Consider the following 22,805-nt stretch of genomic DNA (forward strand, 5'->3'; position numbering starts at 1 on the left):
TCTTATCATCCTGAAACGTGCGGCTTGCCCCGCACCAAGTTGTTAACCTGCGACGGCCATTCCTACCGTCATATGCAGGCCATAAAATCGCGCTCGCCCGATCATCTCACCGCCCGGTATGAGACACAAGCACGTTGCAGTATGTAGACCTGATAAGACGCGCCAGCGTCCATCATACTTTTTACTGCGGTTCGGCAGGCGCGCCATCTTGAGTCGGTTGTGCAGGGGCAGAATTGTTACCGCTGGTGGTGCGGTCATAGAGAATTTTATGAGTATCATTGGCACAATGGCCAACCACCCTGGTGTCAGGTTGATCGATCTGATCATTTGGCACAATACTTAAAGTAAAGCTACTTTCTGGCACACCGTTATTGATAATACGCTGTGAAATATCGCTCTTTATCCGTTCACAAGAATCTGGCGCGGCCAGCACGGCGGGTGAGGCAATTGTGAGCAGTAGCGCGGCGCAATAAGTTGAGATTTTCATCATTGGCTCCTTAAATGAATATTACTCACTAAGCATAGCATTTCACGTGTAAATTACTGTATTTACTACTATGATTGATAATAATCTCGACTGTCTGGTGACTAAAGTGAATTTCAAATTACTGCCATGTTTGCTCGCGATAATGCTTACAGGATGCGATCGCGCAGAAGTGACGTTTTCTTTTACGCCAGAGATGGCCAGTTTCTCTAATGAATTTGATTTTGATCCGCTGCGTGGTCCGGTTAAAGATTTCACCCAGACATTGATGAATGAACAAGGGGAAGTGACGAAACGTGTTTCAGGCAGCTTATCGGAAGAAGGTTGCTTCGATTCGCTTGAATTATTGGATCTGGAAAATAATACCGTGGTTGCCTTAGTGCTGGATGCGAATTATTACCGTGACGCGCAGACACTGGAGAAAAAAGTACGTTTACAGGGTAAATGTCAGTTAGCAGAATTACCTTCCGCCGGAGTGAGTTGGGAAACCGATGATAATGGCTTTGTAGTTAAAGCCAGCAGTAAACAGATGAAGGTGGATTATAGGTATGATGAACAGGGCTATCCGCTGGGTAAAACCACAGTAAGCAACGACAAAACGTTATCAGTCACTGCAACACCGTCACCTGATCCGATCAAAAAACTCGATTACACGGCAGTTACTTTACTGAATAATCAACAAGTTGGTAATGTTAAGCAAAGCTGTGAATATGACAGTCACGCCAATCCGGTGGACTGCCAATTGATCATTGTTGATGAAGCGGAAAAACCCGCCGTCGAACGGGTTTACACTATCAAAAATACCATTGATTATTATTAACGCTATTGCGCGGTCGGCTTCAGCATTGCCTGACCCGGCGTTTTATGTTCCGCCAGATACTGATGCTGGAATATACACATGCGAATGGCATTGCGATATTGACCATTAATAAAGAATTCATGCATCAGTTCACCTTCGACCGTAAAACCGAGCTTACGGTAAATGTGAATCGCTTTTTCATTTTCTTTATCGACAATCAGATACAGCTTATAGAGATTAAGAACAGTGAAGCCATAATCCATTGCTAATTTTGCTGCGCGTGTTGCCAGACCTTTACCCTGGTATTCCGGGGAGATGATTATCTGAAATTCTGCGCGGCGGTGGACATGGTTAATTTCAACCAGTTCCACCAGACCCGCTTTTTTACCATCGCACTCCACCACGAAACGACGCTCACTCTGATCGTGAATATGTTTATCGTACAGATCAGAGAGTTCAACAAAGGCTTCGTAGGGTTCCTCAAACCAGTAACGCATCACACTGGCGTTATTGTCGAGTTGATGCACATAGCGTAAATCTTCACGCTCCAGCGGACGTAGCTTAACACTGTGGGCGCTTGTCATAACGTGTCCTTACATTCCTTATATCAATAACAGGTTAGGGGGTAATTACGCGGCCAGTACGACGGTCCAGGCAACGTAAAGTATTCGGTTCCCAGTAGGCATTAATGTTGGCACTTTGTTCGCATTTATCGCGGCTATCGAATGCGGCGTCAACCTTATCCCATTCTTTCTCGGTGCGTTTATTGACTTTTTGACGCAGATTGCGAGTTTCATTCCATTGCTCTTTTTGCATTGTCGCCTGTTGGCGACTCTGTGCGCTGTCGCCAGACTCAATCACCAGTTTATTGGTTTCTGCATGAGTCGTTGCGCTAAATGCCAGTGCGCAAGGTAGCAGAAAAGCGAGCAGTCCGAGCCGTTTGCAGAAAGTAATATTCATGATTCATTCCTTACATGAATGTTTAAAGGGGATTTTACACGATCCACTGCGAACGCAAAACGTACCAGAAGGATGTATAGGGTGATGATATTATGTCGAGCCATAAATATACATGATGTCAATGAGTGACAAAGATGATTAAAACAACGTTACTGTTTTTTGCTACCGCCTTGTGTGAAATTGTCGGATGCTTCCTGCCCTGGCTATGGCTTAAACGGAACGCCAGCGTATGGCTGCTGGTTCCGGCGGGGATTTCCCTGGCGCTTTTCGTCTGGCTGTTAACATTGCATCCGGCGGCCAGTGGGCGAGTGTATGCAGCTTATGGTGGCGTTTATGTTTGCACGGCGCTGCTGTGGCTGCGGGTTGTGGATGGCGTAAAACTCAGTCTCTACGACTGGACTGGAGCATTGGTCGCGCTATGTGGGATGTTGATTATTGTTGCTGGCTGGGGACGAGCTTGATTTTGTCGGGAATGACCAATGTCTTTTATTATTAATAAGATATGCTCTACCCGGTGTCCAGGATAACAGCAAAGTCTGGCTTTTTTTAGATTTATTCACGGCGCAAATACGCGCTTATTTTTGTGATCACGCTTCCCTTTTCCAACATTTATACTTGTATGGTAGTAGCTCGGTTGCGTAGATTTCATGCATCACGACAAGCGATGCAAGGAATCGAACATGAAGATCGTAAGGGCTGAAGTTTTTGTTACCTGTCCGGGGCGTAATTTCGTCACCTTAAAAATCACCACCGAGGACGGTATTACCGGTCTTGGCGATGCCACACTGAATGGACGCGAGCTTTCCGTTGCGTCTTATCTGCAAGATCACCTTTGTCCGCAGCTTATAGGCCGCGATGCTCACCGTATCGAAGATATCTGGCAGTTTTTCTATAAAGGGGCGTACTGGCGTCGCGGTCCAGTCACCATGTCGGCCATTTCGGCTGTTGATATGGCGCTGTGGGACATTAAAGCCAAAGCCGCCAACATGCCGCTTTATCAGTTACTGGGTGGCGCGTCTCGCGAAGGGGTTATGGTTTATTGTCACACAACCGGTCACTCCATTGATGAGGCACTGGATGATTATGCTCGTCATCAGGAACTGGGGTTCAAAGCCATCCGCGTACAGTGCGGCATTCCAGGTATGAAGACCACCTATGGCATGTCCAAAGGCAAAGGTTTGGCTTATGAACCTGCGACAAAAGGGCAGTGGCCGGAGGAGCAGTTGTGGTCGACGGAAAAATATCTCGACTTCATGCCAAAACTGTTCGACGCGGTACGTAACAAGTTTGGTTTTGATGAACATCTGCTGCATGACATGCACCATCGTTTAACGCCTATTGAAGCGGCGCGTTTTGGTAAAAGCATTGAAGATTATCGCATGTTCTGGATGGAAGACCCGACGCCTGCGGAAAACCAGGAGTGTTTCCGCCTCATTCGCCAACACACCGTCACGCCAATTGCGGTGGGTGAAGTCTTCAATAGCATTTGGGACTGCAAACAACTGATAGAAGAACAACTCATCGACTATATCCGCACTACGCTGACTCATGCGGGTGGCATCACCGGTATGCGTCGGATCGCTGATTTCGCATCCCTGTATCAGGTACGCACTGGCTCACACGGTCCTTCTGATTTGTCGCCTGTCTGCATGGCTGCGGCGCTGCACTTTGATCTGTGGGTGCCGAATTTCGGTGTTCAGGAATATATGGGCTATTCAGAACAAATGCTCGAAGTCTTCCCGCATAACTGGACTTTCGATAACGGCTATATGCATCCGGGCGACAAACCGGGTCTTGGCATCGAGTTTGATGAAAAGCTGGCAGCAAAATACCCCTACGAACCCGCTTATCTGCCAGTCGCACGTCTGGAAGATGGCACGCTGTGGAACTGGTAAGGAGAAAAATAATGAAAAGTATTTTAATTGAAAAACCAAATCAACTGGCAATTATCGAACGTGAAATACCCAACCCGTCTGCGGGTGAAGTACGGGTAAAAGTGAAACTGGCTGGGATTTGTGGCTCTGATAGCCATATTTATCGCGGTCATAATCCGTTTGCAAAATATCCGCGCGTCATTGGCCACGAATTTTTTGGCGTGATTGATGCCGTCGGCGAAGGTATTGAAAACAGCCGGATCGGTGAACGTGTTGCGGTAGATCCGGTAGTGAGCTGTGGGCATTGCTATCCGTGCTCAATTGGTAAACCGAATGTTTGTACAATGCTAGCTGTATTAGGTGTTCACGCTGACGGTGGTTTCAGTGAATATGCCGTTGTTCCGGCAAAAAATGCGTGGAAAATCCCCGATGCAGTGGCAGATAAATTTGCGGTAATGATCGAGCCCTTTACCATTGCGGCGAACGTAACCGGACACGGTAAACCTACTGAAGATGACACCGTGCTGGTTTATGGCGCAGGTCCGATTGGCCTGACTATTGTTCAGGTATTAAAGGGTGTTTATAACGTCAAAAACGTGATTGTTGCCGATCGCATTGATGAACGACTGGAAAAAGCGAAAGAGAGCGGGGCGGATTGGGCGATTAATAATGGTCAGACTCCGCTTGGTGAAATATTCGCTGAAAAAGGAATCAAGCCAACATTAATTATTGATGCTGCTTGCCATCCGTCAATTTTGAAAGAAGCGGTTACATTGGCTTCTCCAGCGGCACGTATTGTGTTAATGGGCTTCTCCAGTGAACCGTCTGAAGTCATTCAGCAGGGAATTACCGGAAAAGAACTTTCTATTTTCTCATCCCGGTTAAATGCTAACAAATTCCCGGTCGTGATCGACTGGTTAAGCAAAGGGTTAATTAAACCAGAAAAATTAATTACCCACACGTTTGATTTTCAGCATGTTGCTGATGCCATAAGTTTATTTGAACAGGATCAAAAACATTGCTGCAAAGTCTTACTCACTTTTTCTGAATAATACCAATAACAGCGAGTAAGTAGTACGCATCTTACCTCTTATTTAGAGATATCTATTATGACAATAGAAAAACACGAAAGAAGCACTAAGGATTTGGTGAAAGCAGCAGTGTCGGGATGGTTGGGGACTGCGCTTGAATTCATGGATTTTCAGCTATATTCGCTCGGCGCAGCGTTAGTGTTTCATGAAATATTTTTCCCGGAATCATCAACCGCGATGGCGTTAATTCTGGCAATGGGAACCTACGGTGCAGGCTATGTGGCACGTATTGTCGGAGCATTTATTTTCGGCAAAATGGGCGACAGAATAGGGCGTAAAAAAGTACTCTTTATTACCATCACCATGATGGGGATCTGTACCACCCTAATTGGCGTGTTGCCGACCTATGCGCAGATTGGTGTTTTTGCGCCAATCTTGCTGGTGACGCTGCGTATTATTCAGGGGTTGGGAGCCGGCGCGGAAATTTCTGGTGCAGGTACTATGCTTGCTGAATATGCACCGAAAGGAAAGCGCGGAATTATCTCCTCGTTCGTCGCGATGGGAACGAACTGCGGAACCTTGAGCGCAACGGCAATCTGGGCCTTTATGTTCTTTATTCTCAGTAAAGAAGAACTGCTGGCATGGGGATGGCGTATACCGTTCCTGGCGAGTGTGGTAGTAATGGTCTTTGCTATCTGGCTGCGTATGAACCTGAAAGAAAGCCCGGTATTTGAGAAGGTTAATGACAGTCAGCAACCTGCGCCAAAAGCTGTGCCTTCTGGTAGTATGTTCCAGAGCAAATCTTTTTGGCTGGCAACGGGTCTTCGTTTTGGGCAAGCAGGAAACTCCGGCCTGATTCAAACTTTCCTTGCAGGTTATTTAGTACAGACGTTGCTGTTTAATAAAGCGATTCCGACAGATGCCTTAATGATCAGCTCAATTATCGGTTTTATGACTATTCCATTCCTGGGATGGTTGTCCGATAAAATTGGTCGTCGTATTCCCTACATTATTATGAATACTTCAGCCATTGTGCTGGCGTGGCCAATGCTGTCTATTATCGTCGATAAAAGCTATGCCCCGAGCACCATCATGGTTGCGTTGATTGTGATTCATAACTGTGCGGTGTTGGGATTATTTGCCCTGGAAAACATTACCATGGCAGAGATGTTCGGCTGTAAAAACCGCTTTACCCGGATGGCAATTTCTAAAGAAATTGGTGGTCTTATTGCCTCAGGTTTCGGTCCTATCCTGGCGGGTATTTTCTGCACCATGACTGAATCCTGGTATCCGATTGCGATAATGATTATGGCTTATTCTGTTATCGGTTTAATCTCCGCGCTGAAAATGCCAGAAGTTAAAGACCGCGATTTGAGTGCGCTGGAAGATGCGGCAGAAGATCAACCGCGCGTTGTAAGAGCTGCGCAACCTTCAACAAGTCTGTAAATCCAGAATCCCTTCTCTTAGTGAGGAGGGATTTTTTATTCATATAACAAACCATTCAGCTTGCCATATTGAAATTAAAGGAATTGTCATGGGAAATAATTTGTTATCAGCAAAAGCGACACTCCCTGTTTATGATCGTAATAACCTGGCGCCCAAAATTGTTCATCTAGGTTTTGGCGCATTTCATCGCGCGCATCAGGGCGTGTATGCCGATATCCTGGCTGCCCAGCATCACAGCGATTGGGGCTACTATGAAGTGAACCTGATTGGCGGTGAACAACAAATCGCCGATCTAAAACAGCAAGATAATCTCTATACCGTTGCGGAAATGTCGGCCGATGCCTGGACCGCTCGTGTTGTGGGGGTAGTGAAAAAAGCGTTGCACGTGCAAATAGACGGTTTAGAAGCTGTGCTTGCTGCCATGTGCGAACCGCAAATTGCAATTGTTTCTCTGACTATTACAGAGAAAGGCTATTTTCACTCTCCGGCGACTGGGCAGTTAATGCTGGATCACCCGATGATCGTTGACGATCTAAATAATCCCCACCAGCCGAAAACGGCAGCAGGGGTTATTGTGGAGGCGCTGACCCGGCGCAAGGCCGCAGGCTTACCGGCATTTACGGTAATGTCGTGCGACAATATGCCGGAAAATGGTCATGTGATGCGTGACGTTGTCACTTCTTACGCGCATGCAGTCGATACAGAACTGGCGCAATGGATTGTCGAAAACGTGACTTTTCCTTCGACAATGGTTGATCGCATTGTTCCGGCGGTGACGGCAGAAACGCTGAATAAAATTGAGCACCTTACCGGCATGCGCGATCCAGCAGGTGTTGCCTGTGAACCGTTCCGTCAGTGGGTTATTGAAGATAACTTTGTTGCCGGACGTCCGGAATGGCAAAAAGCAGGTGCTGAACTGGTCAGCGATGTGCTGCCTTATGAAGAGATGAAACTGCGTATGCTCAATGGCAGCCACTCATTCCTGGCGTATCTGGGCTATCTGGCCGGATATCAGCATATTAACGACTGCATGGAAGATGAAAATTATCGCCGTGCGGCACATGCCTTGATGTTGCAGGAACAGGCGCCGACGCTGAAAGTGCAGGGCGTGGATCTGCAAAATTATGCGGATCGACTGATTGAACGCTACAGTAATCCAGCGTTACGCCATCGAACCTGGCAGATTGCGATGGATGGCAGTCAGAAACTCCCACAGCGCATGCTGGATTCCATTCGCTGGCATCTGAAACAGGGCAGCGCGTTCGATTTGTTGGCGCTTGGCGTCGCTGGTTGGATGCGATATGTCGGCGGTGTTGATGAGCAGGGTAATCCCATCGAAATCAGCGACCCGTTATTACCGACCATTCAGAAGGCCGTGCAAAGTAGTGCAGAAGGGCAAGTGCGCGTGCAGTCCTTGATGGCGATTAATGCGATATTTGGTGATGATTTGCCGAACAATGCGTTGTTCACTGCAAAGGTGACGGAAGCGTATTTGTCTTTATTAGCGCATGGTGCGAAAGCGACCGTGGCGAAATATGCGGTGAAGTGATAAGTGACAGCAATGCCGCCGATGGCGGCATTCACACGCTTAGTTCATGCCGAGACGAATCAGGTCCAGAGGTGCGAGTTTTTCATCACAACCTTCAACTACTACGGTTTTACCGCGGCGGATTTGCTCTGCGGTCAGACCTTCAGTATCAATCGACAGGATCTTGCCAGTGTGACCGGTGCCGCTAACCATAACACGGCTGCCAGTAGTGATTGCGTTACGGTTACGATCGTAGGTCGTCATAGGTGTTTTCTCCTTTCTGATTTACAGTCGAAGCCCACGTAACGGGCGCAATATAAATACTCCTGTCGAGTGAATTTTTTTTTGTTTATGATCAAGTTCACATCTTTTTTGATGCTTGCATAAACCAGAAGAAGGGGATGAACTCTCACCCCGAATGGGATGAGAGGAAAAGAATTACTCTTCGCTGAACCAGTCGCTATTTTCCTGGCGTATTAGCTGTACGGACTCGCTAATCTCCTGCAAGTGCAATGCCATTGCCTTTTCAACGGCGTCACCATCATGTGTTTGCAGCGCAGAGAAAATATCCATGTGCTGGCGAAGCAGCATTTCCGGCGGCGAAACGTGGTCAAAACTCATGTAGCGCACCCGGTCAACGGTCGCTTTCAGGTTTTCAATGGTGTCCCACGCGAGCTGACAGTCAGCAATATCGGTAAGGAGTTGATGGAAGTTGTCATCAAGTTCAAAAAAATCATCTAGTTGTTTGCGCTCAATGGCAATGCGTTGCTGGTGAAGATTTTGCTCAAGTTGGTAGCACTGGCTTTCAGTGATCATGCTCGCTGCCCGCCGTGCCACCGCACACTCAATGGCCTGTCGAATAAAACTGCCATTGCGAACCTGGGTCATGGATATTTTATTGACGTAGCTGCCACGCTGCGGGCGAATTTGAATCAGGCCGTTTTCAGCCAGTTTAATGAAGGCTTCGCGAACCGGCTGGCGTGACACATTGAAACGAACAGAAACTTCTTTTTCCGACAATGGCGTACCTGGTGCAATCAGACAATGCACAATGTCGCGGCGAAGAATACGGTAAATTTGCTGATTGACAGGCTGTGTGGGATTAAGTTGTGTTTCGACGGTCATTCGTTATTGCTTTTGAGTGGGTTAACTGCAAGAGTCTACCACTTTTTTGTGACAAGCAATAACCCGGCGGTGAGGCCGGGTATAAAAATTAATGCCGATGGACATTCAACCCGGCATAGCTTTGGGTAACCGGCATCATTTCCAGGGTATTGATGTTAACGTGAGCGGGGAGAGTGGCTACCCACCAGACGGCTTCACTGACATCTTCTGGCGTCAGTGCAACGGTATTTTGATAGGTTTTTTCTGCTTTGCCGTCATCGCCTTTAAAGCGGACATTGGAAAATTCGGTGCCACCCACCAGCCCTGGTTCGATGTCTGTGACACGTACTGCCGTACCGTGCAGATCTGTGCGTAGATTCAGGCTGAACTGACGAACAAACGCTTTTGTCGCGCCGTAGACGTTGCCACCTGCATATGGCCAGCTACCCGCCGTTGAACCAATGTTAATAATGTGACCACGATTGCGCTCAACCATGCCAGGCAGGACTGCGCGCGTCATATACACGAGGCCCTTATTGTTGGTATCAATCATGGTTTCCCAGTCTTCAACGCTCGCTTTATGTGCAGGTTCCATACCCAGCGCCAGTCCAGCATTGTTCACCAGAATATCAATGTCACTCCACTCGGCAGGAAGCAATGCCAGCATTTCTTCAATGGCGGCGCGGTTACGGACGTCCAGTTGGACAATATACAGATTATCGCCCAGCTCGTCTTTTAACTCCTGCAACCGCTCCTGACGACGACCAGTGGCGATAACTTTATGCCCTTGTTGAATAAAACGACGAGTAATGCATTCACCAAAACCTGCCGTTGCTCCAGTTACTAAAACGATCATCTCACTGTTCCTCAACGCTTTTGTGTGTCACTAACATAGCACGTGATGCTTAAGAGCGGGTAATACTGGTTTGCAACATTGCACTCCGTTATCAGTAAGCCTACGCTATGGAACACCTCGTTTTCAGGAGTAGAAAATGTCAACGACGAATCCTTTTCTTACGCAGAGCACGCTGCCTTATATGGCGCCCCATTTTGATCAGATTGCAAATCATCACTATCGCCCGGCATTCGACGAGGGGATGCGGCAAAAGCGGGTTGAGATAGAAGCGATAGCGTTAAACCCACAGACGCCCGATTTTACTAATACTATTCTGGCTCTTGAAAAGAGCGGGGAATTACTCACACGTGTGACTAGCGTCTTCTTCGCTATGACCTCGGCGCATACCAACGATGAATTACAGCGTCTTGATGAACAGTTCTCGGCAGAACTTGCAGAACTGGCTAATGACATTTACCTGAACGGCGAATTGTTCGCTCGGGTCGATGCCATCTGGCAGCGCCGTGAATCTCTGCGTCTTGATAGCGAATCTATTCGACTGGTCGAGGTGATTCATCAACGTTTTGTTCTTGCCGGGGCCAAACTTGCAGAGGCCGACAAAGCAAAATTAAAAGTGCTGAATACAGAGGCGGCGACCCTTATCAGTCAGTTTAACCAGCGGTTATTAGCGGCGAACAAATCCGGTGGGCTGGTGGTTGACGATATTGGGCAACTGGCCGGGATGAGTGAGCAAGATATTGCCCTGGCGGCGGATGCAGCGCGTGAGAAAGGTCTGGATAACAAGTGGCTTATCCCACTGCTGAATACCACCCAGCAACCGGCGCTTGCCGAACTGCGCGATCGCGCGACGCGTGAAAAACTGTTCACTGCGGGCTGGACTCGGGCAGAAAAAAAAGACGCTAACGATACCCGTGCCATTATTCAACGGCTGGTGGAGATCCGCGCGCAGCAGGCGAAACTGCTTGGTTTCCCTCATTATGCTGCGTGGAAAATCGCCGACCAGATGGCAAAAACCCCCGAAGCAGCACTTAACTTCATGCGTGAAATTGTCCCGGCCGCGCGTAAGCGAGCAGACGATGAACTGGCGTCTATTCAGGCGGTTATCGAAAAGCAGCAAGGCGGATTTAGCGTCCAGCCGTGGGACTGGGCATTTTATGCCGAGCAGGTAAGACGCGAGAAATTCGATCTCGATGAAGCGCAGCTCAAGCCTTATTTCGAATTGAACACAGTGTTGAATGAGGGGGTATTCTGGACTGCAAATCAGCTTTTCGGCATTAAATTTGTCGAGCGCTTTGATATACCGGTCTATCACCCGGATGTGCGCGTATGGGAAATATTTGACCATAACGGAGTCGGTCTTGCGCTATTTTACGGTGATTTCTTTGCTCGTGATTCCAAAAGCGGCGGCGCGTGGATGGGGAATTTTGTTGAGCAATCTACGCTTAATGACACACGTCCCGTTATTTACAATGTTTGCAATTATCAGAAACCAACGACAGGCGAACCTGCATTGTTATTGTGGGACGATGTTATAACCTTATTCCATGAATTTGGTCATACGCTGCACGGCCTGTTTGCCAGCCAACGTTATGCGACGCTTTCTGGCACCAACACGCCGCGTGATTTCGTCGAGTTCCCTTCACAAATCAACGAACACTGGGCGACAAATCCGCAGGTATTCTCTCGCTATGCGAGGCATTACCAAACCGGAGAAACCATGCCGGAAGAGTTACAACAGAAAATGCGCAATGCCAGCCTGTTCAATAAAGGCTACGAGATGAGCGAGTTACTTAGCGCTGCGCTTCTTGATATGCGCTGGCATTGTCTGGAAGAGAATGAAGCACGCCACGACGTGAACGATTTCGAACTTCGGGCGCTGGCGGCGGAAAACATGGATCTTCCCGCGGTACCGCCGCGTTATCGCAGCAGTTATTTCGCTCACATTTTTGGTGGCGGATATGCGGCGGGTTACTACGCGTATCTGTGGACGCAAATGCTGGCAGACGATGGTTATCAATGGTTTGTCGAGGAAGGCGGTTTAACGCGTGAAAATGGGCAACGTTTTCGCGACGCTATCCTTTCCAAAGGTAATAGCGAAGATTTAGAACACCTGTATCGCCAATGGCGAGGTAAGGCACCACAGATTACACCGATGCTGCAACATCGCGGCTTGAACGTATAATTTTGCAAGAGTGAGTCGGATTGATTGCAATCCGGCTTACAAATTAATGTCGTTGTAAATTTTTATCGATAATAACCTGTGGTCGGGGAATTATCTTAAGTTTATTATTTATTCTGCAATATTATGTTGTTGATGATAATTATCATCACTCAATAAATTTTAGGTTTTAATCGGCTGATTTTAACCGAGTTATGATAATTAGACTAATTCTTAGTGGCCATTTCACAAAACAACAACCAGACTTAATAAGTTAAACTAAAGGCCATTAAGGAGTCAGTATGAAATTTCAGGCTATTATATTAGCGAGTTTTCTTGTCATGCCTTATGCGTTGGCAGATGAACAGGGTGGTTTAAAACAGGATGCGGCGCCACCGCCGCCGCATGCAATAGAAGATGGCTATCGCGGAACCGACGATGCGAAAAAAATGACCGTTGATTTCGCGAAAACGATGCATGATGGCGCTTCAGTTTCATTACGGGGTAATTTGATTTCTCATCAGGGAGAAGACCGTTACGTTTTCCGCGATAAGAGCGGTGAAGTTAATGTTGTTATTCCTGCCGCTGTCTTTGATGGGCGAGAAGTTCAGCCTGACCAGATGATCAACATTAGCGGGAGTCTGGATAAAAAAAGCTCCCCAGCAGTCGTATGGGTCACTCATCTGCAGAAATAGTCATAAAAATAAATTAGCCTTATGGCCCAATATGTTGGGTCACTGGGCTTTTGTTGTTTTGGCTGTTTATCTGCGTTTTACCAGCTAAAGTGCAGAGGCAGTTACAGAGTTAAACACTTTTTTCTCTGGCAATTTAGTTCTAAATCACAATGTTATCTTTAACAACACTTCCGGATTAGGATTTCTATTAAAATATTGACGTAAGTTTTCTTTTCTCCAGTTAGAATAAAGCGCACAAGGAACTGTGAAAAAGGAGTGGCAATGATCAAGAAGACAACGGAAATCGATGCCATCTTGTTAAATCTCAATAAGGCTATCGATGCCCACTACCAATGGCTGGTGAGTATGTTTCATAGCGTGGTCGCGAGAGATGCCAGTAAGCCAGAAATAACGGATAGCCATTCTTATGGGCTGTGCCAGTTTGGTCGGTGGATTGATCATCTGGGGCCACTCGATAACGATGAATTACCTTACGTTCGGCTAATAGATTCTGTCCATCAACATATGCATAACTGTGGTCGGGAATTAATGCTGGCTATTGTTGAAAATCGCTGGCAGGACGCTCATTTTGACGAATTTCAAGAAGGGTTGCTTTCTTTTACCGCAGCATTAACAGATTACAAAATTTATTTGCTGACTATTCGTAGCAATATGGATGTATTGACGGGATTACCTGGTCGTCGGGTACTTGATGAATCCTTTGATCATCAATTACGTAATGCTGAACCATTAAATCTTTATTTAATGCTGCTGGATATAGACCGATTTAAATTGGTTAATGATACCTACGGGCATTTAATCGGTGATGTGGTATTACGAACCCTGGCGACTTACTTAGCCGGTTGGACCCGTGACTACGATACGGTTTATCGCTATGGTGGTGAAGAGTTTATTATTATCATCAAAGCGCAAAATGATGATGAGGCGTGTCGTGCTGGGCTACGTATTTGTCAGTTAGTCGATAACCATGCCATAGCGCATCCTGGCGGACATATCCCAATAACAGTGACCGCTGGCGTGAGCCGCGCATTTCCTGAAGAACCGTTGGATGTGGTTATTGGAAGGGCTGACAGAGCAATGTACGAAGGCAAGCAGACCGGAAGAAATCGCTGCATGTTTATTGACGAACAAAACGTGATTGCCCGAGTTTAAGCTCTGTTTAACATTCATTGAGAAAAATAATGCTACTGTGTCAAAGAACCGTTACCAGCGCAGAGAAATGCCTGATAGCGTAAAAGCAAAACACAAATCGATCCATGCAAGCATTCACCGCCGGTTTACTGGCGGTTTTTTTTTCGCCGTCAAAAAATCAGGCCCCTTGCACGCAACTGTAACAAGGGGCCGGTTAGGTGAGGGATTATCTCCGTTCATTAGTCATCCCATTTGTAGCTGAAATATGCGGCCAGAAAGCCAGAAAATAAAATTATTCCCAGAACAGCTATAAAAACATTCATATTACCCAACATTATTTTCCTCCGTTTATTGTGTAGTGCGTTTCCTCGCTTACCTTAATTTTCATCTCAATGAGAAAGATATTAGCAGATATTACCTAAACAAAGGCTGAATCAGGCGGTTATTGTGATGGGGAGCGACTGTTTTTACGATATTGCGAAGGGGATAATAAAAAACGTTGGTGAAAGTGATGACGCAATAACGCTGAATTGCCAAAAACCGTCAGCTCGGCAATTTTATCGATGTTAAAAGCCGAATTTTGCAGATAATCCTGTACTCGTATTAAGCGCTAATTGAGCAGCCAGCGGGCGGGCGTCATGCCGGTTAACGCCTCAAAACGTCTCAAAAAAGTGCGCGGACTCATATTTACCCGCTCGGCGAGGGAAGACTATGCCTTTGCCTCAAAATAATGATTAGCAAAATGATTAGCAAAGCCGTGCCAGCAGTGGCACGGCACGAATGTCAACAGAGTGCTGGCTGCCCCTGGGGTCTGGCGTTAATACCTTTTAACATCAGCGCCCATGCGGCAATGATGACTACCGCCAGGATGATAAACAGCGAGGAACACGGGAGAGTGGTCAGTACCACACCACTCACTAATGGATTTACCGCTGCACCCAACCAGCCTAATGACTGAGCGGAAAAATAGCTGGCTTTCATTCCAGGCGGCGCAATATGGTCAATCAACATATACTCACCGGGAGCATAAATAATTTCACCAACAGTAAATACCGCGGCTGAAATTCCCCATAATAGCAGGCTGTTTCCGGAAAAAATAAAACCGACCAGACCGACGACAAAACAGAGTGTGCCTACCGTCATCAGCGCGCGGATGTTGGTCGGGTTAATTCGTCGCCCAACGGAATACTGCAACGTAACCACCATCACGGCATTAACAGGCAGGACCACTGCGACCACTTTTTCAGCAAAACCACTATCCGCTATGACCATCACATATTGCGAGATACAAGAGGCAAAGGCACCGCTCACGAAAGAAGCCAGAAAGGCAGAGCAGGTGAACCACAGCAGTGCTTTATCCCGTAACAAAACCTTTGGCGACCAGACGCTGCCTGTTTCTGTGGCGATGATTTTCTCGCTGCGCTTTACCCAAATTTGAATGAATAACATGGGAAACGCAGAGCAGATAGCTGCCAGCCAAAAGGGCAGATTGATGCTCTGCATGACTAACAGGGTGCCGAGTGGTGGGCCGACGGTCCAGCCAATGTTGAGCATGGTGTAGTTGATCGAGAAGATCTTCGTTTTGCTGGTAGATGAAAGATTGTCGGCAAACCAGGCTTTCAATACAGTGGCAAAAACGGAATAGGCACAGTTGATGAGTGCGAAAAAAAGTACCACCAGTGTGACGCTGTCCACCAGGGGAATGGCGATAAAACCGCTGGCGAAGGCCGTAATTGCCAGTAACATATAGCGTTTCTTGTCGAACTTATCCGCCAGGATACCAAAACCGAGGCTAAAAACGACGCCAATAGTGAGCGCAATTGTCATCGCATAACCAATGAGATCGACACCCAGGCTGTACTGGCGACTCAAGTAAATAGTCATAAATGGCAGCGTAGCGCCGCGTCCGATAGTTAATAACAACGACGAGGCGAGAAGGGCGCAAGTAGAGCGTCTCAGAGATAAGTTCATTTGGCTGTCCGACAATGCATTTCGTTATGTTTTGTTTTTGAGATGTAAAGAAATAGCATGGCAAAAATCCGAAGTATAGCGACTTATTTGCCATTAATGCCGTGGTAAACGGTGATTAACGAATGAACTGTTAAAGAAAAGTAAATTCAGCTAAGTTGATTGCTGACAAAAAATGAAAATTCAGAGGCGGGAAAATGTCGCGGAAAGATGGGTTGTTGGCGCTATTAGTCGTCGTTGTATGGGGGCTTAATTTTGTGGTCATCAAAGTGGGGCTCCATAACATGCCACCGCTGATGCTGGCCGGTTTACGCTTTATGCTGGTCGCCTTCCCGGCAATCTTTTTCGTGGCGCGGCCAAAAGTACCGCTGAATTTACTGCTGGGGTATGGTTTAACCATCAGTTTTGCGCAGTTTGCCTTTCTCTTTTGCGCCATTAACTTCGGTATGCCGGCAGGACTAGCCTCGCTGGTCTTACAGGCTCAGGCGTTTTTTACTATCGTGCTTGGTGCTTTTACTTTTGGCGAACGACTGCACGGTAAGCAACTGGCGGGGATTGCGTTAGCGATTTTTGGCGTACTGGTGTTAATCGAAGATAGCTTTAACGGTCAGCATGTGGCGATGCTCGGTTTTATTTTGACCCTGGCGGCGGCATTTAGTTGGGCGAGTGGCAATATCTTCAATAAAAAGATCATGTCTCATTCATCCCGTCCGGCAGTGATGTCTCTGGTCGTCTGGAGCGCATTAATCCCTATAATCCCGTTTTTTGTCGCCTCGCTCATTCTCGATGGCTCGGAAACAATGATTCACAGTCTGGTCACTATCGACATGACCACCATTCTGGCGTTGATGTATCTGGCATTTGTGGCGACGATAGTTGGTTATGGGATCTGGGGTACGCTGCTTGGACGCTATGAAACATGGCGTGTCGCACCATTATCATTACTGGTGCCGGTAGTCGGTCTGGCAAGTGCAGCGTTACTGCTGGATGAACGCCTAACAGGTCTGCAATTCTTAGGTGCCGTGCTTATTATGACCGGACTGTATATCAATGTGTTTGGTTTGCGGTGGCGTAAAGCGGTGAAGGTGAGAGGCTAACAAGCCCCGATATGCCGGGGCCTGAATAAACTACATGGCGTGTTGGTTATAATAGGGCACGCCCAGCGCATCCGATTTGTCACTGCCTGTACCCATGTGATTTAAATCGAACGGTGGTTGTTCCTGCGATGGGGGAACAATCACCACATCGCCACAGGAAGTAACGACCGGTTGCGAGGTTTGCTCCGCAAAGCTCTGCGCGGAAAAGAGAATAAGCGCGGTTACCATTGCGGATAAAAGTGGTTTCATGATTGCCTCAGTGACGTTGTCACATTTTTATTAACTGTTGTAATGATTCAATGGATGCAAATACCGCGACTCGCACTGCATATTGGTCATCCGATATTTATGTGGCGGAACATCAAAGTAATTTTTGAAGGTGCGAGTCAGCGTTTGCTGTGACTCGAAACCATAACGTTCTGCCAGATAGAGGATTGGCTCGTTGCTTTCTTTCAGCTTTTGCGCGATTTCTGTCATCTTACGGCTGCGGATGTATTGACCTAATGAATGGCCGGTTTCTTTTTTAAACATCCGTTGCAGGTGCCATTTGGAATAACCTGAACGCTCTGACACTTTTTCCAGTGACAGTGGTGATTCCAGGTTGTCCTCGATCCAGTCCAAAATGCTATGAATGGTAATAGCGTCAGTATTGCGTCTGGACATCGTCATACCTCTTTTTTTGTTTACGGCAGGACTTTCTTAAGCAAATGCTCAAGCGTTGCCACTTCGTCCGCCGTCAGGTTTTTTGTTAATTCTTGATGCAGGTCCTGGCCAACTAATTGATGGCATTGTTCACATATTGCCGCGCCGCTGCTGGTAAGTTTCACCAACACGCCACGCTTGTCATTCGGGTTCGGCAACCGCTCAATCCAGCCTTTGCAAACCAGGCGATCCAACATGCGGGTCAGCGCGCCAAGGTCAACCGAAAGGACTTTTTTCAGCTCAACGGGAGTAATGCACGCCGCGCAGCGGATAGAGCAGAGCACCTTAAACTGTGCCGCGGTGATATCGAGCGGTGACAGATAATCGTTAAGCAGACGGTCTTTCTTCTGATTAACCATATGGATTAAGCGACCTAATGGGATGATTTCATTGAACAGGTCGCTGGTACTTTTCACAATGGTTGCCCTGGCAAGTAATTAGTTGCAGGGGATAATATTGCCCAGGCAAGTATAAGTCAAACGAATGAATCCCTCGATGCCACGATTTGCTAAATCGGTTCAAGTATTGCGCAGTGTGCTGCAAGATTAGTTAAAGAGTGAAACTTTCTCCTTGTTTACCCTTTATACTTTTCGCAGATAACTAGCGACACAGGATGACAACCACCAATGTTAGATTTGTTTAAAGCGATAGGCCTGGGGCTGGTGGTGTTATTGCCGTTAGCTAACCCGTTAACTACCGTAGCGTTGTTTCTCGGGCTTGCGGGTAACATGAACACCGCCGAACGTAATCGTCAGTCATTAATGGCCTCGGTATATGTTTTTGCCATCTTGATGGTGGCGTACTATGCCGGACAACTGGTGATGGACACATTCGGGATTTCGATTCCCGGTCTGCGTATTGCTGGCGGCTTAATTGTCGCGTTTATTGGTTTCCGTATGCTCTTCCCCCAGCAAAAAGCGATTGACTCACCAGAGGCGAAAAGCAAATCCGAAGAGCTGGAAGATGAACCCAGTGCCAACATCGCCTTTGTTCCACTGGCAATGCCAAGTACCGCCGGACCGGGGACCATTGCGATGATCATCAGTTCGGCGTCCACAGTACGTCAGAGTTCAACCTTCGCAGACTGGGTTCTGATGGTTGCGCCGCCGCTGATCTTTTTTCTGGTTGCGGTCATTTTGTGGGGAAGCCTACGTAGCTCTGGCGCAATTATGCGGCTGGTGGGCAAGGGGGGAATTGAAGCGATCTCCCGCCTGATGGGCTTCTTACTGGTGTGTATGGGGGTGCAGTTTATTATTAACGGCATCCTGGAAATCATTAAAACGTACCATTAAAAAAGGCCCGAATGGGCCTTTCAACTATTGTGTCTGTTCTTCGAGTTTCACTGGCCAGCGGCGGAATATGACAATTGACCATATTAACGCAGCGAGAGCAGGCACCGCGCCAACATAGCCAATCATCGACATCGACCAGTGAAGACTCACCTGATTACCCACCAGCGCCCCGGCGCCGATACCAATATTAAATATTCCCGAAAATAGCGCCATCGCAACGTCGGTAGCATCCGGTGCCAGCGCCAGCACTTTTACCTGCATCCCAAGGCCGATGATCATCATCGCAATCCCCCAGAAAACGCTCAGTACGCCGAGGTGCATCTCACTGTTCGCCGCAGGTAACAGTAGCGCCAGGCACACCAGCAATAACGCAATTGCCGCACTCACCAGCGTAGACGCATACTGATTGCCGAGTTTGCCGAAAATCAGGCTACCAATGATGCCTGCGCCTCCGAGCATTAACAGCAATGCGGTGGCAAAATTGGCGCTGAACCCCGCTACGTTTTGCACAAAAGGCTCGATATAGCTGTATGCCGTGTAATGCGCGGTAACCACCACTACCGTCAACAAATAAATGCTCATCAATGCCGGGCGGCGGAACAGCTGCGGAAGACTTTTCAACGACCCGGAATGCTCGCTGGGGAGTAATGGAAGTAACTTAATCAGGCAGAGCAGGGTGATAAGCGCTCCAATACCAATGGCAAAAAACGTCGTTCGCCAGCCGAAATATTGCCCCACAATTCGACCAATGGGTAAACCTAATACCATTGCCAGTGCTGTACCGGTAGCGATTAAACTCAACGCCTGCGCTCGTTTACCTGCTGGCGCCATGCGAATCGCCAGAGACGCCGTTATCGACCAGAAAATAGCATGTGCGAAAGCAACGCCGATTCGACTGATCACCAGAACGGTAAAGCTCCACGATAAAAATGACAGCACATGGCTGGCAATAAACACCACAAACAGGCAGATCAGCAATTTGCGGCGTTCAACCTGACTGGTCATTAGCATAAAAGGCAATGACATTAGCGCTACTACCCATGCATAAATGGTCAACATGATGCCGACTTGAGCAGTTTGCATGTGAAAACTTTGCGCAATGTCAGAAAGCAAGCCAACAGGGACAAATTCGGTAGTATTGAAGATGAAGGCGGCTACTGCCAGCGTAACTACCCGTAGCCACGCCACTTTGCGGGAAACAGTGTTTGTTGTCATAACAGATTATCGGGTGGGTTGCAAAAAGGTGATGAAATGATCTTAAAACGGTTAATGATGTGAATACAATGACTTTGTGATCTACATCTCATTTTGCCGCTTCATGCTGTTCCAGCGATGTGTCAAGCAGTTCAATAAACGCCTCAAGCTGACGAGTCTTCGCGCCACGACGCCAGACCAGCCATGTCGTTAACCAACGCCATTGCTCACCTAATGGCCAGGCTTCAACCTGATGATGCCCCGGCATACTTTCCAGCATAGAACGAGGAATAAGCGCAATTCCCGCTCCGGCGATTACACAGGCCAGCATACCGTGATATGACTCCATCTCATGAATTGTCCCCGGCGCTGCGCCGTCGGCATGAAACCAGCTCTCAAAGTGGCGGCGATACGAGCAGTTAGCGCGGAAGGCATAGATATTACAACCATTAACCTGACTGGCGCGGGTAACGGGAGTATGTCCTTGCGGCGTAACGATCATCAACTCCTCGCGGTACACCGGCATCCCGTCAATGGCGGTATGGTTAATCGGACCATCAATAAATGCCGCATTCAGTTTTCCCTCAAGTACACCGTCCAGCATAGTTCCGGAAGGGCCAGTGGAAAGGGAAAACTGAATTTTAGGATAACGACGGTTAAATTCTGCCAGTGTAGCTGGGATGCGTACCGCTGCGGTGCTTTCCAGCGAACCGAGAGAAAACAAGCCTTGTGGCTCATCGCCAGCAACAACATTTCGCGCTTCGTCGACCAACGCGAGAATTTGTTGGCTATAGCGCAAAAAATTATGCCCGGCAGGAGAGAGACGTAAACGCTGATTCTCGCGAATAAACAGTTCAACGCCGAGTTCTGTTTCCAGCTGGCGGATACGGGTAGTCAGGTTAGATGGCACACGATGCACTTTTGCTGCCGCCTGGGTAATGCTGCCAGCCTCGGCAACGGCGTTAAACATCTCCAGTTGGGTCAGATCCATAACATTCTCGATTCGTGAATAAGTGACTTAATATTATTCATTTTCACGAAAGAGTAAATCTGCGTATCTTCACACCATAACTCACGAAGGAGATACCCGGATGACCATTACTCCGCTTACCCATGCTATTTCAATAAATCCAGCCAATGGCGAACAACTTTCTGCACTGCCGTGGGCTGGCGCTGACGATATTGAACACGCACTTCGGCTCGCGGCGGCAGGCTTTCGCGACTGGCGCGTAACAAACGTAGATTATCGCGCAGAAAAACTGCGTGATCTCGGTAAGGCTTTGCGCGCCCGTAGCGAAGAGATGGCGCAAATGATCACTCGAGAAATGGGGAAACCGATCAAACAGGCGCGTGCCGAAGTGGCGAAATCGGCAAACTTGTGCGACTGGTATGCAGAGCATGGCCCGGCAATGCTGAAGAGCGAACCTACGCAGGTAGAAAATCAGCAAGCGGTTATTGAATATCGTCCTATGGGGACGATCCTGGCGATTATGCCGTGGAACTTTCCGTTATGGCAGGTGATGCGAGGGGCTGTTCCCATTATCCTGGCAGGCAACGGTTATTTGCTTAAGCATGCGCCAAATGTGATGGGCTGTGCACAGTTAATTGCTCAGGTCTTTAACGATGCAGGTATCCCACAAGGCGTATATGGCTGGTTGAATGCCGACAATGACGGTGTAAGCCAGATGATTAAAGACCCGCGCATTGCTGCGGTTACAGTCACCGGAAGTGTCCGTGCGGGAGCAGCCATTGGCGCGCAGGCTGGGGCGGCGCTGAAAAAATGTGTGCTTGAACTGGGCGGTTCCGACCCATTTATTGTGCTTAACGATGCCGATCTGGACCTGGCCGTGAAAGCCGCGGTTGCCGGACGTTATCAGAATACCGGGCAGGTTTGTGCAGCAGCAAAACGCTTTATCATCGAAGAGGGGATTGCCTCTGCATTTACCGAACGTTTTGTGGCGGCGGTATCGGCGTTGAAAATGGGCGATCCGAGTCATGAGGATAACGACCTCGGACCGATGGCGCGTTTCGATTTGCGTGATGAGCTACATCATCAGGTTGAAAAATCACTGGCACAGGGCGCCCGTCTGTTACTCGGAGGGGAAAAGGTAGCAGGCGCAGGAAACTACTATCCGGCAACGGTTCTGGCAGACGTCACGCCAGAAATGATCGCGTTTCGTGAAGAATTGTTTGGACCCGTCGCGGCAATCACCATTGCGAAAGATGCTGAACATGCGCTTAAACTGGCTAATGACAGCGAGTTTGGACTTTCTGCAACCATTATTACCTCTGATGAAGCACTGGCGAAACAAATGGCAGCACGTCTGGAATGTGGAGGGGTGTTTATCAATGGTTTCAGCGCCAGTGATGCACGGGTAGCGTTTGGCGGTGTGAAGAAGAGCGGCTTTGGTCGTGAACTTTCCCATTTTGGGTTACATGAGTTCTGTAATATCCAGACGGTATGGAAAGACCGGATCTGACGTCAC

The 22,805-nt window shown here is 48.0% G+C and carries 26 protein-coding genes and 2 pseudogenes; 12 read left to right on the forward strand and 16 right to left on the reverse strand.

Features of this window, described 5'->3' with window-relative positions:
• Positions 1–42: 42 nt before the first annotated feature.
• Together D9741_RS23715 and D9741_RS22460 are read right to left on the reverse strand one after the other, a co-directional pair.
• A pseudogene (locus D9741_RS23715) lies at positions 43–129 on the reverse strand (hypothetical protein); the annotation flags it as partial.
• A gap of 52 nt (positions 130–181) precedes the next feature.
• Entirely contained in the window at positions 182–487 is a 306-nt protein-coding gene (locus D9741_RS22460) for a DUF1161 domain-containing protein (RefSeq protein ID WP_130219129.1), read from the reverse strand.
• 106 nt (positions 488–593) lie between these two features.
• Between D9741_RS22460 and D9741_RS22465 the strand changes: the two genes are divergently transcribed.
• Entirely contained in the window at positions 594–1,304 is a 711-nt protein-coding gene (locus D9741_RS22465) for a YnfC family lipoprotein (RefSeq protein WP_130219131.1), read from the forward strand.
• A 2-nt stretch (positions 1,305–1,306) separates the two neighbouring features.
• Here the strand turns inward: D9741_RS22465 and speG are convergent, their stop codons facing one another.
• Both speG and D9741_RS22475 read right to left on the reverse strand, forming a co-directional pair.
• The gene (gene speG / locus D9741_RS22470; protein ID WP_130219075.1) at positions 1,307–1,867 is read right to left on the reverse strand and encodes a spermidine N1-acetyltransferase; all 561 of its coding nucleotides are present in this window, start codon (positions 1,865–1,867) and stop codon (positions 1,307–1,309) included.
• A 34-nt stretch (positions 1,868–1,901) separates the two neighbouring features.
• Positions 1,902–2,243, reverse strand: coding sequence for a DUF1283 family protein (locus tag D9741_RS22475; protein ID WP_130219077.1), 342 nt, complete (start codon positions 2,241–2,243; stop codon positions 1,902–1,904).
• Positions 2,244–2,377: 134 nt separating this feature from the next.
• Between D9741_RS22475 and D9741_RS22480 the strand changes: the two genes are divergently transcribed.
• From D9741_RS22480 to D9741_RS22500, 5 genes are all read left to right on the forward strand, one after another.
• Positions 2,378–2,704, forward strand: a complete 327-nt coding sequence (locus tag D9741_RS22480) for a YnfA family protein (protein ID WP_064529976.1) — start codon at positions 2,378–2,380, stop codon at positions 2,702–2,704.
• A 219-nt stretch (positions 2,705–2,923) separates the two neighbouring features.
• Entirely contained in the window at positions 2,924–4,138 is a 1,215-nt protein-coding gene (gene rspA / locus D9741_RS22485) for a starvation-sensing protein RspA (protein ID WP_064529975.1), read from the forward strand.
• Between the two features lie 11 nt (positions 4,139–4,149).
• Positions 4,150–5,169: a Zn-dependent oxidoreductase gene (locus D9741_RS22490; RefSeq protein WP_130219079.1), complete on the forward strand. Its 1,020-nt coding sequence runs from the start codon at positions 4,150–4,152 to the stop codon at positions 5,167–5,169.
• A gap of 57 nt (positions 5,170–5,226) precedes the next feature.
• Positions 5,227–6,594 carry an MHS family MFS transporter YdfJ gene (ydfJ, locus tag D9741_RS22495; RefSeq protein ID WP_130219081.1) on the forward strand — a complete coding sequence of 456 codons (1,368 nt, stop codon included), beginning with the start codon at positions 5,227–5,229 and terminating at the stop codon, positions 6,592–6,594.
• Positions 6,595–6,682: 88 nt separating this feature from the next.
• Complete coding sequence (locus D9741_RS22500; protein ID WP_130219083.1) at positions 6,683–8,143, forward strand: mannitol dehydrogenase family protein; 1,461 nt, start codon at positions 6,683–6,685, stop codon at positions 8,141–8,143.
• Between the two features lie 39 nt (positions 8,144–8,182).
• On the opposite strand, the gene ydfZ is transcribed toward D9741_RS22500, so the two are convergent.
• The 3 genes from ydfZ to ydfG all read right to left on the reverse strand — a co-directional run bounded on the left by ydfZ (position 8,183) and on the right by ydfG (position 10,082).
• Positions 8,183–8,386 carry a putative selenium delivery protein YdfZ gene (gene ydfZ, locus D9741_RS22505; RefSeq protein ID WP_000214710.1) on the reverse strand — a complete coding sequence of 68 codons (204 nt, stop codon included), beginning with the start codon at positions 8,384–8,386 and terminating at the stop codon, positions 8,183–8,185.
• A 174-nt stretch (positions 8,387–8,560) separates the two neighbouring features.
• Entirely contained in the window at positions 8,561–9,247 is a 687-nt protein-coding gene (rspR, locus tag D9741_RS22510) for a DNA-binding transcriptional regulator rspR (RefSeq protein WP_130219085.1), read from the reverse strand.
• Positions 9,248–9,335: 88 nt separating this feature from the next.
• On the reverse strand, positions 9,336–10,082 hold the full coding sequence (ydfG, locus tag D9741_RS22515) for a bifunctional NADP-dependent 3-hydroxy acid dehydrogenase/3-hydroxypropionate dehydrogenase YdfG (RefSeq protein ID WP_130219087.1): 747 nt from the start codon (positions 10,080–10,082) through the stop codon (positions 9,336–9,338).
• 136 nt (positions 10,083–10,218) lie between these two features.
• On the opposite strand from ydfG, the gene dcp reads away from it, so the two are divergent.
• From dcp to dgcZ, 3 genes are all read left to right on the forward strand, one after another.
• Positions 10,219–12,264, forward strand: coding sequence for a peptidyl-dipeptidase Dcp (dcp, locus tag D9741_RS22520; protein ID WP_130219089.1), 2,046 nt, complete (start codon positions 10,219–10,221; stop codon positions 12,262–12,264).
• Positions 12,265–12,542: 278 nt separating this feature from the next.
• Entirely contained in the window at positions 12,543–12,935 is a 393-nt protein-coding gene (gene ydeI / locus D9741_RS22525; protein ID WP_130219091.1) for a YdeI family stress tolerance OB fold protein, read from the forward strand.
• A 261-nt stretch (positions 12,936–13,196) separates the two neighbouring features.
• The gene (dgcZ, locus tag D9741_RS22530; protein ID WP_130219093.1) at positions 13,197–14,087 is read left to right on the forward strand and encodes a diguanylate cyclase DgcZ; all 891 of its coding nucleotides are present in this window, start codon (positions 13,197–13,199) and stop codon (positions 14,085–14,087) included.
• Between the two features lie 114 nt (positions 14,088–14,201).
• Here the strand turns inward: dgcZ and D9741_RS23720 are convergent, their stop codons facing one another.
• From D9741_RS23720 to ydeE, 4 genes and pseudogenes are all read right to left on the reverse strand, one after another.
• Complete coding sequence (locus tag D9741_RS23720; protein ID WP_240725485.1) at positions 14,202–14,306, reverse strand: hypothetical protein; 105 nt, start codon at positions 14,304–14,306, stop codon at positions 14,202–14,204.
• A complete protein-coding gene (mgtS, locus tag D9741_RS22535) occupies positions 14,306–14,401 on the reverse strand; it encodes a protein MgtS (RefSeq protein WP_064529968.1) in 96 nt (31 codons plus the stop codon). The genes D9741_RS23720 and mgtS overlap by 1 nt, the downstream gene beginning before the upstream one ends.
• A gap of 107 nt (positions 14,402–14,508) precedes the next feature.
• Positions 14,509–14,775 (reverse strand): annotated as a pseudogene (locus tag D9741_RS22540) (helix-turn-helix domain-containing protein); the annotation flags it as partial.
• Between the two features lie 74 nt (positions 14,776–14,849).
• A complete protein-coding gene (gene ydeE, locus D9741_RS22545) occupies positions 14,850–16,037 on the reverse strand; it encodes an efflux MFS transporter YdeE (RefSeq protein WP_130219095.1) in 1,188 nt (395 codons plus the stop codon).
• 194 nt (positions 16,038–16,231) lie between these two features.
• Here ydeE and eamA point away from each other — a divergent pair, with 194 nt between their 5' ends.
• Positions 16,232–17,131, forward strand: coding sequence for an O-acetylserine/cysteine exporter (gene eamA, locus D9741_RS22550; protein WP_130219097.1), 900 nt, complete (start codon positions 16,232–16,234; stop codon positions 17,129–17,131).
• 30 nt (positions 17,132–17,161) lie between these two features.
• Here eamA and marB read toward each other — a convergent pair whose 3' ends face one another.
• Genes marB through marR form a run of 3 tightly spaced genes read right to left on the reverse strand, consistent with a single transcriptional unit; the run spans position 17,162 to position 18,249 of the window.
• Complete coding sequence (gene marB, locus D9741_RS22555) at positions 17,162–17,380, reverse strand: multiple antibiotic resistance protein MarB (protein ID WP_130209257.1); 219 nt, start codon at positions 17,378–17,380, stop codon at positions 17,162–17,164.
• A 30-nt stretch (positions 17,381–17,410) separates the two neighbouring features.
• Positions 17,411–17,794: an MDR efflux pump AcrAB transcriptional activator MarA gene (marA, locus tag D9741_RS22560; protein WP_130209255.1), complete on the reverse strand. Its 384-nt coding sequence runs from the start codon at positions 17,792–17,794 to the stop codon at positions 17,411–17,413.
• A 20-nt stretch (positions 17,795–17,814) separates the two neighbouring features.
• Complete coding sequence (gene marR / locus D9741_RS22565; RefSeq protein WP_130209253.1) at positions 17,815–18,249, reverse strand: multiple antibiotic resistance transcriptional regulator MarR; 435 nt, start codon at positions 18,247–18,249, stop codon at positions 17,815–17,817.
• 210 nt (positions 18,250–18,459) lie between these two features.
• Between marR and marC the strand changes: the two genes are divergently transcribed.
• Positions 18,460–19,125 carry an NAAT family transporter MarC gene (gene marC / locus D9741_RS22570; protein ID WP_130209251.1) on the forward strand — a complete coding sequence of 222 codons (666 nt, stop codon included), beginning with the start codon at positions 18,460–18,462 and terminating at the stop codon, positions 19,123–19,125.
• 24 nt (positions 19,126–19,149) lie between these two features.
• On the opposite strand, the gene ydeA is transcribed toward marC, so the two are convergent.
• A complete protein-coding gene (gene ydeA / locus D9741_RS22575; RefSeq protein WP_130219099.1) occupies positions 19,150–20,340 on the reverse strand; it encodes an L-arabinose MFS transporter in 1,191 nt (396 codons plus the stop codon).
• 88 nt (positions 20,341–20,428) lie between these two features.
• Complete coding sequence (locus tag D9741_RS22580; RefSeq protein ID WP_130219101.1) at positions 20,429–21,310, reverse strand: LysR family transcriptional regulator; 882 nt, start codon at positions 21,308–21,310, stop codon at positions 20,429–20,431.
• Positions 21,311–21,410: 100 nt separating this feature from the next.
• Here D9741_RS22580 and sad point away from each other — a divergent pair, with 100 nt between their 5' ends.
• Positions 21,411–22,799: a succinate-semialdehyde dehydrogenase gene (gene sad / locus D9741_RS22585; protein ID WP_130219103.1), complete on the forward strand. Its 1,389-nt coding sequence runs from the start codon at positions 21,411–21,413 to the stop codon at positions 22,797–22,799.
• The last annotated feature ends 6 nt before the right edge of the window (positions 22,800–22,805 follow it).

It is taken from the genome of Escherichia sp. E14V7, from assembly GCF_004212225.1.
Classification (GTDB): Bacteria; Pseudomonadota; Gammaproteobacteria; order Enterobacterales; family Enterobacteriaceae; genus Escherichia.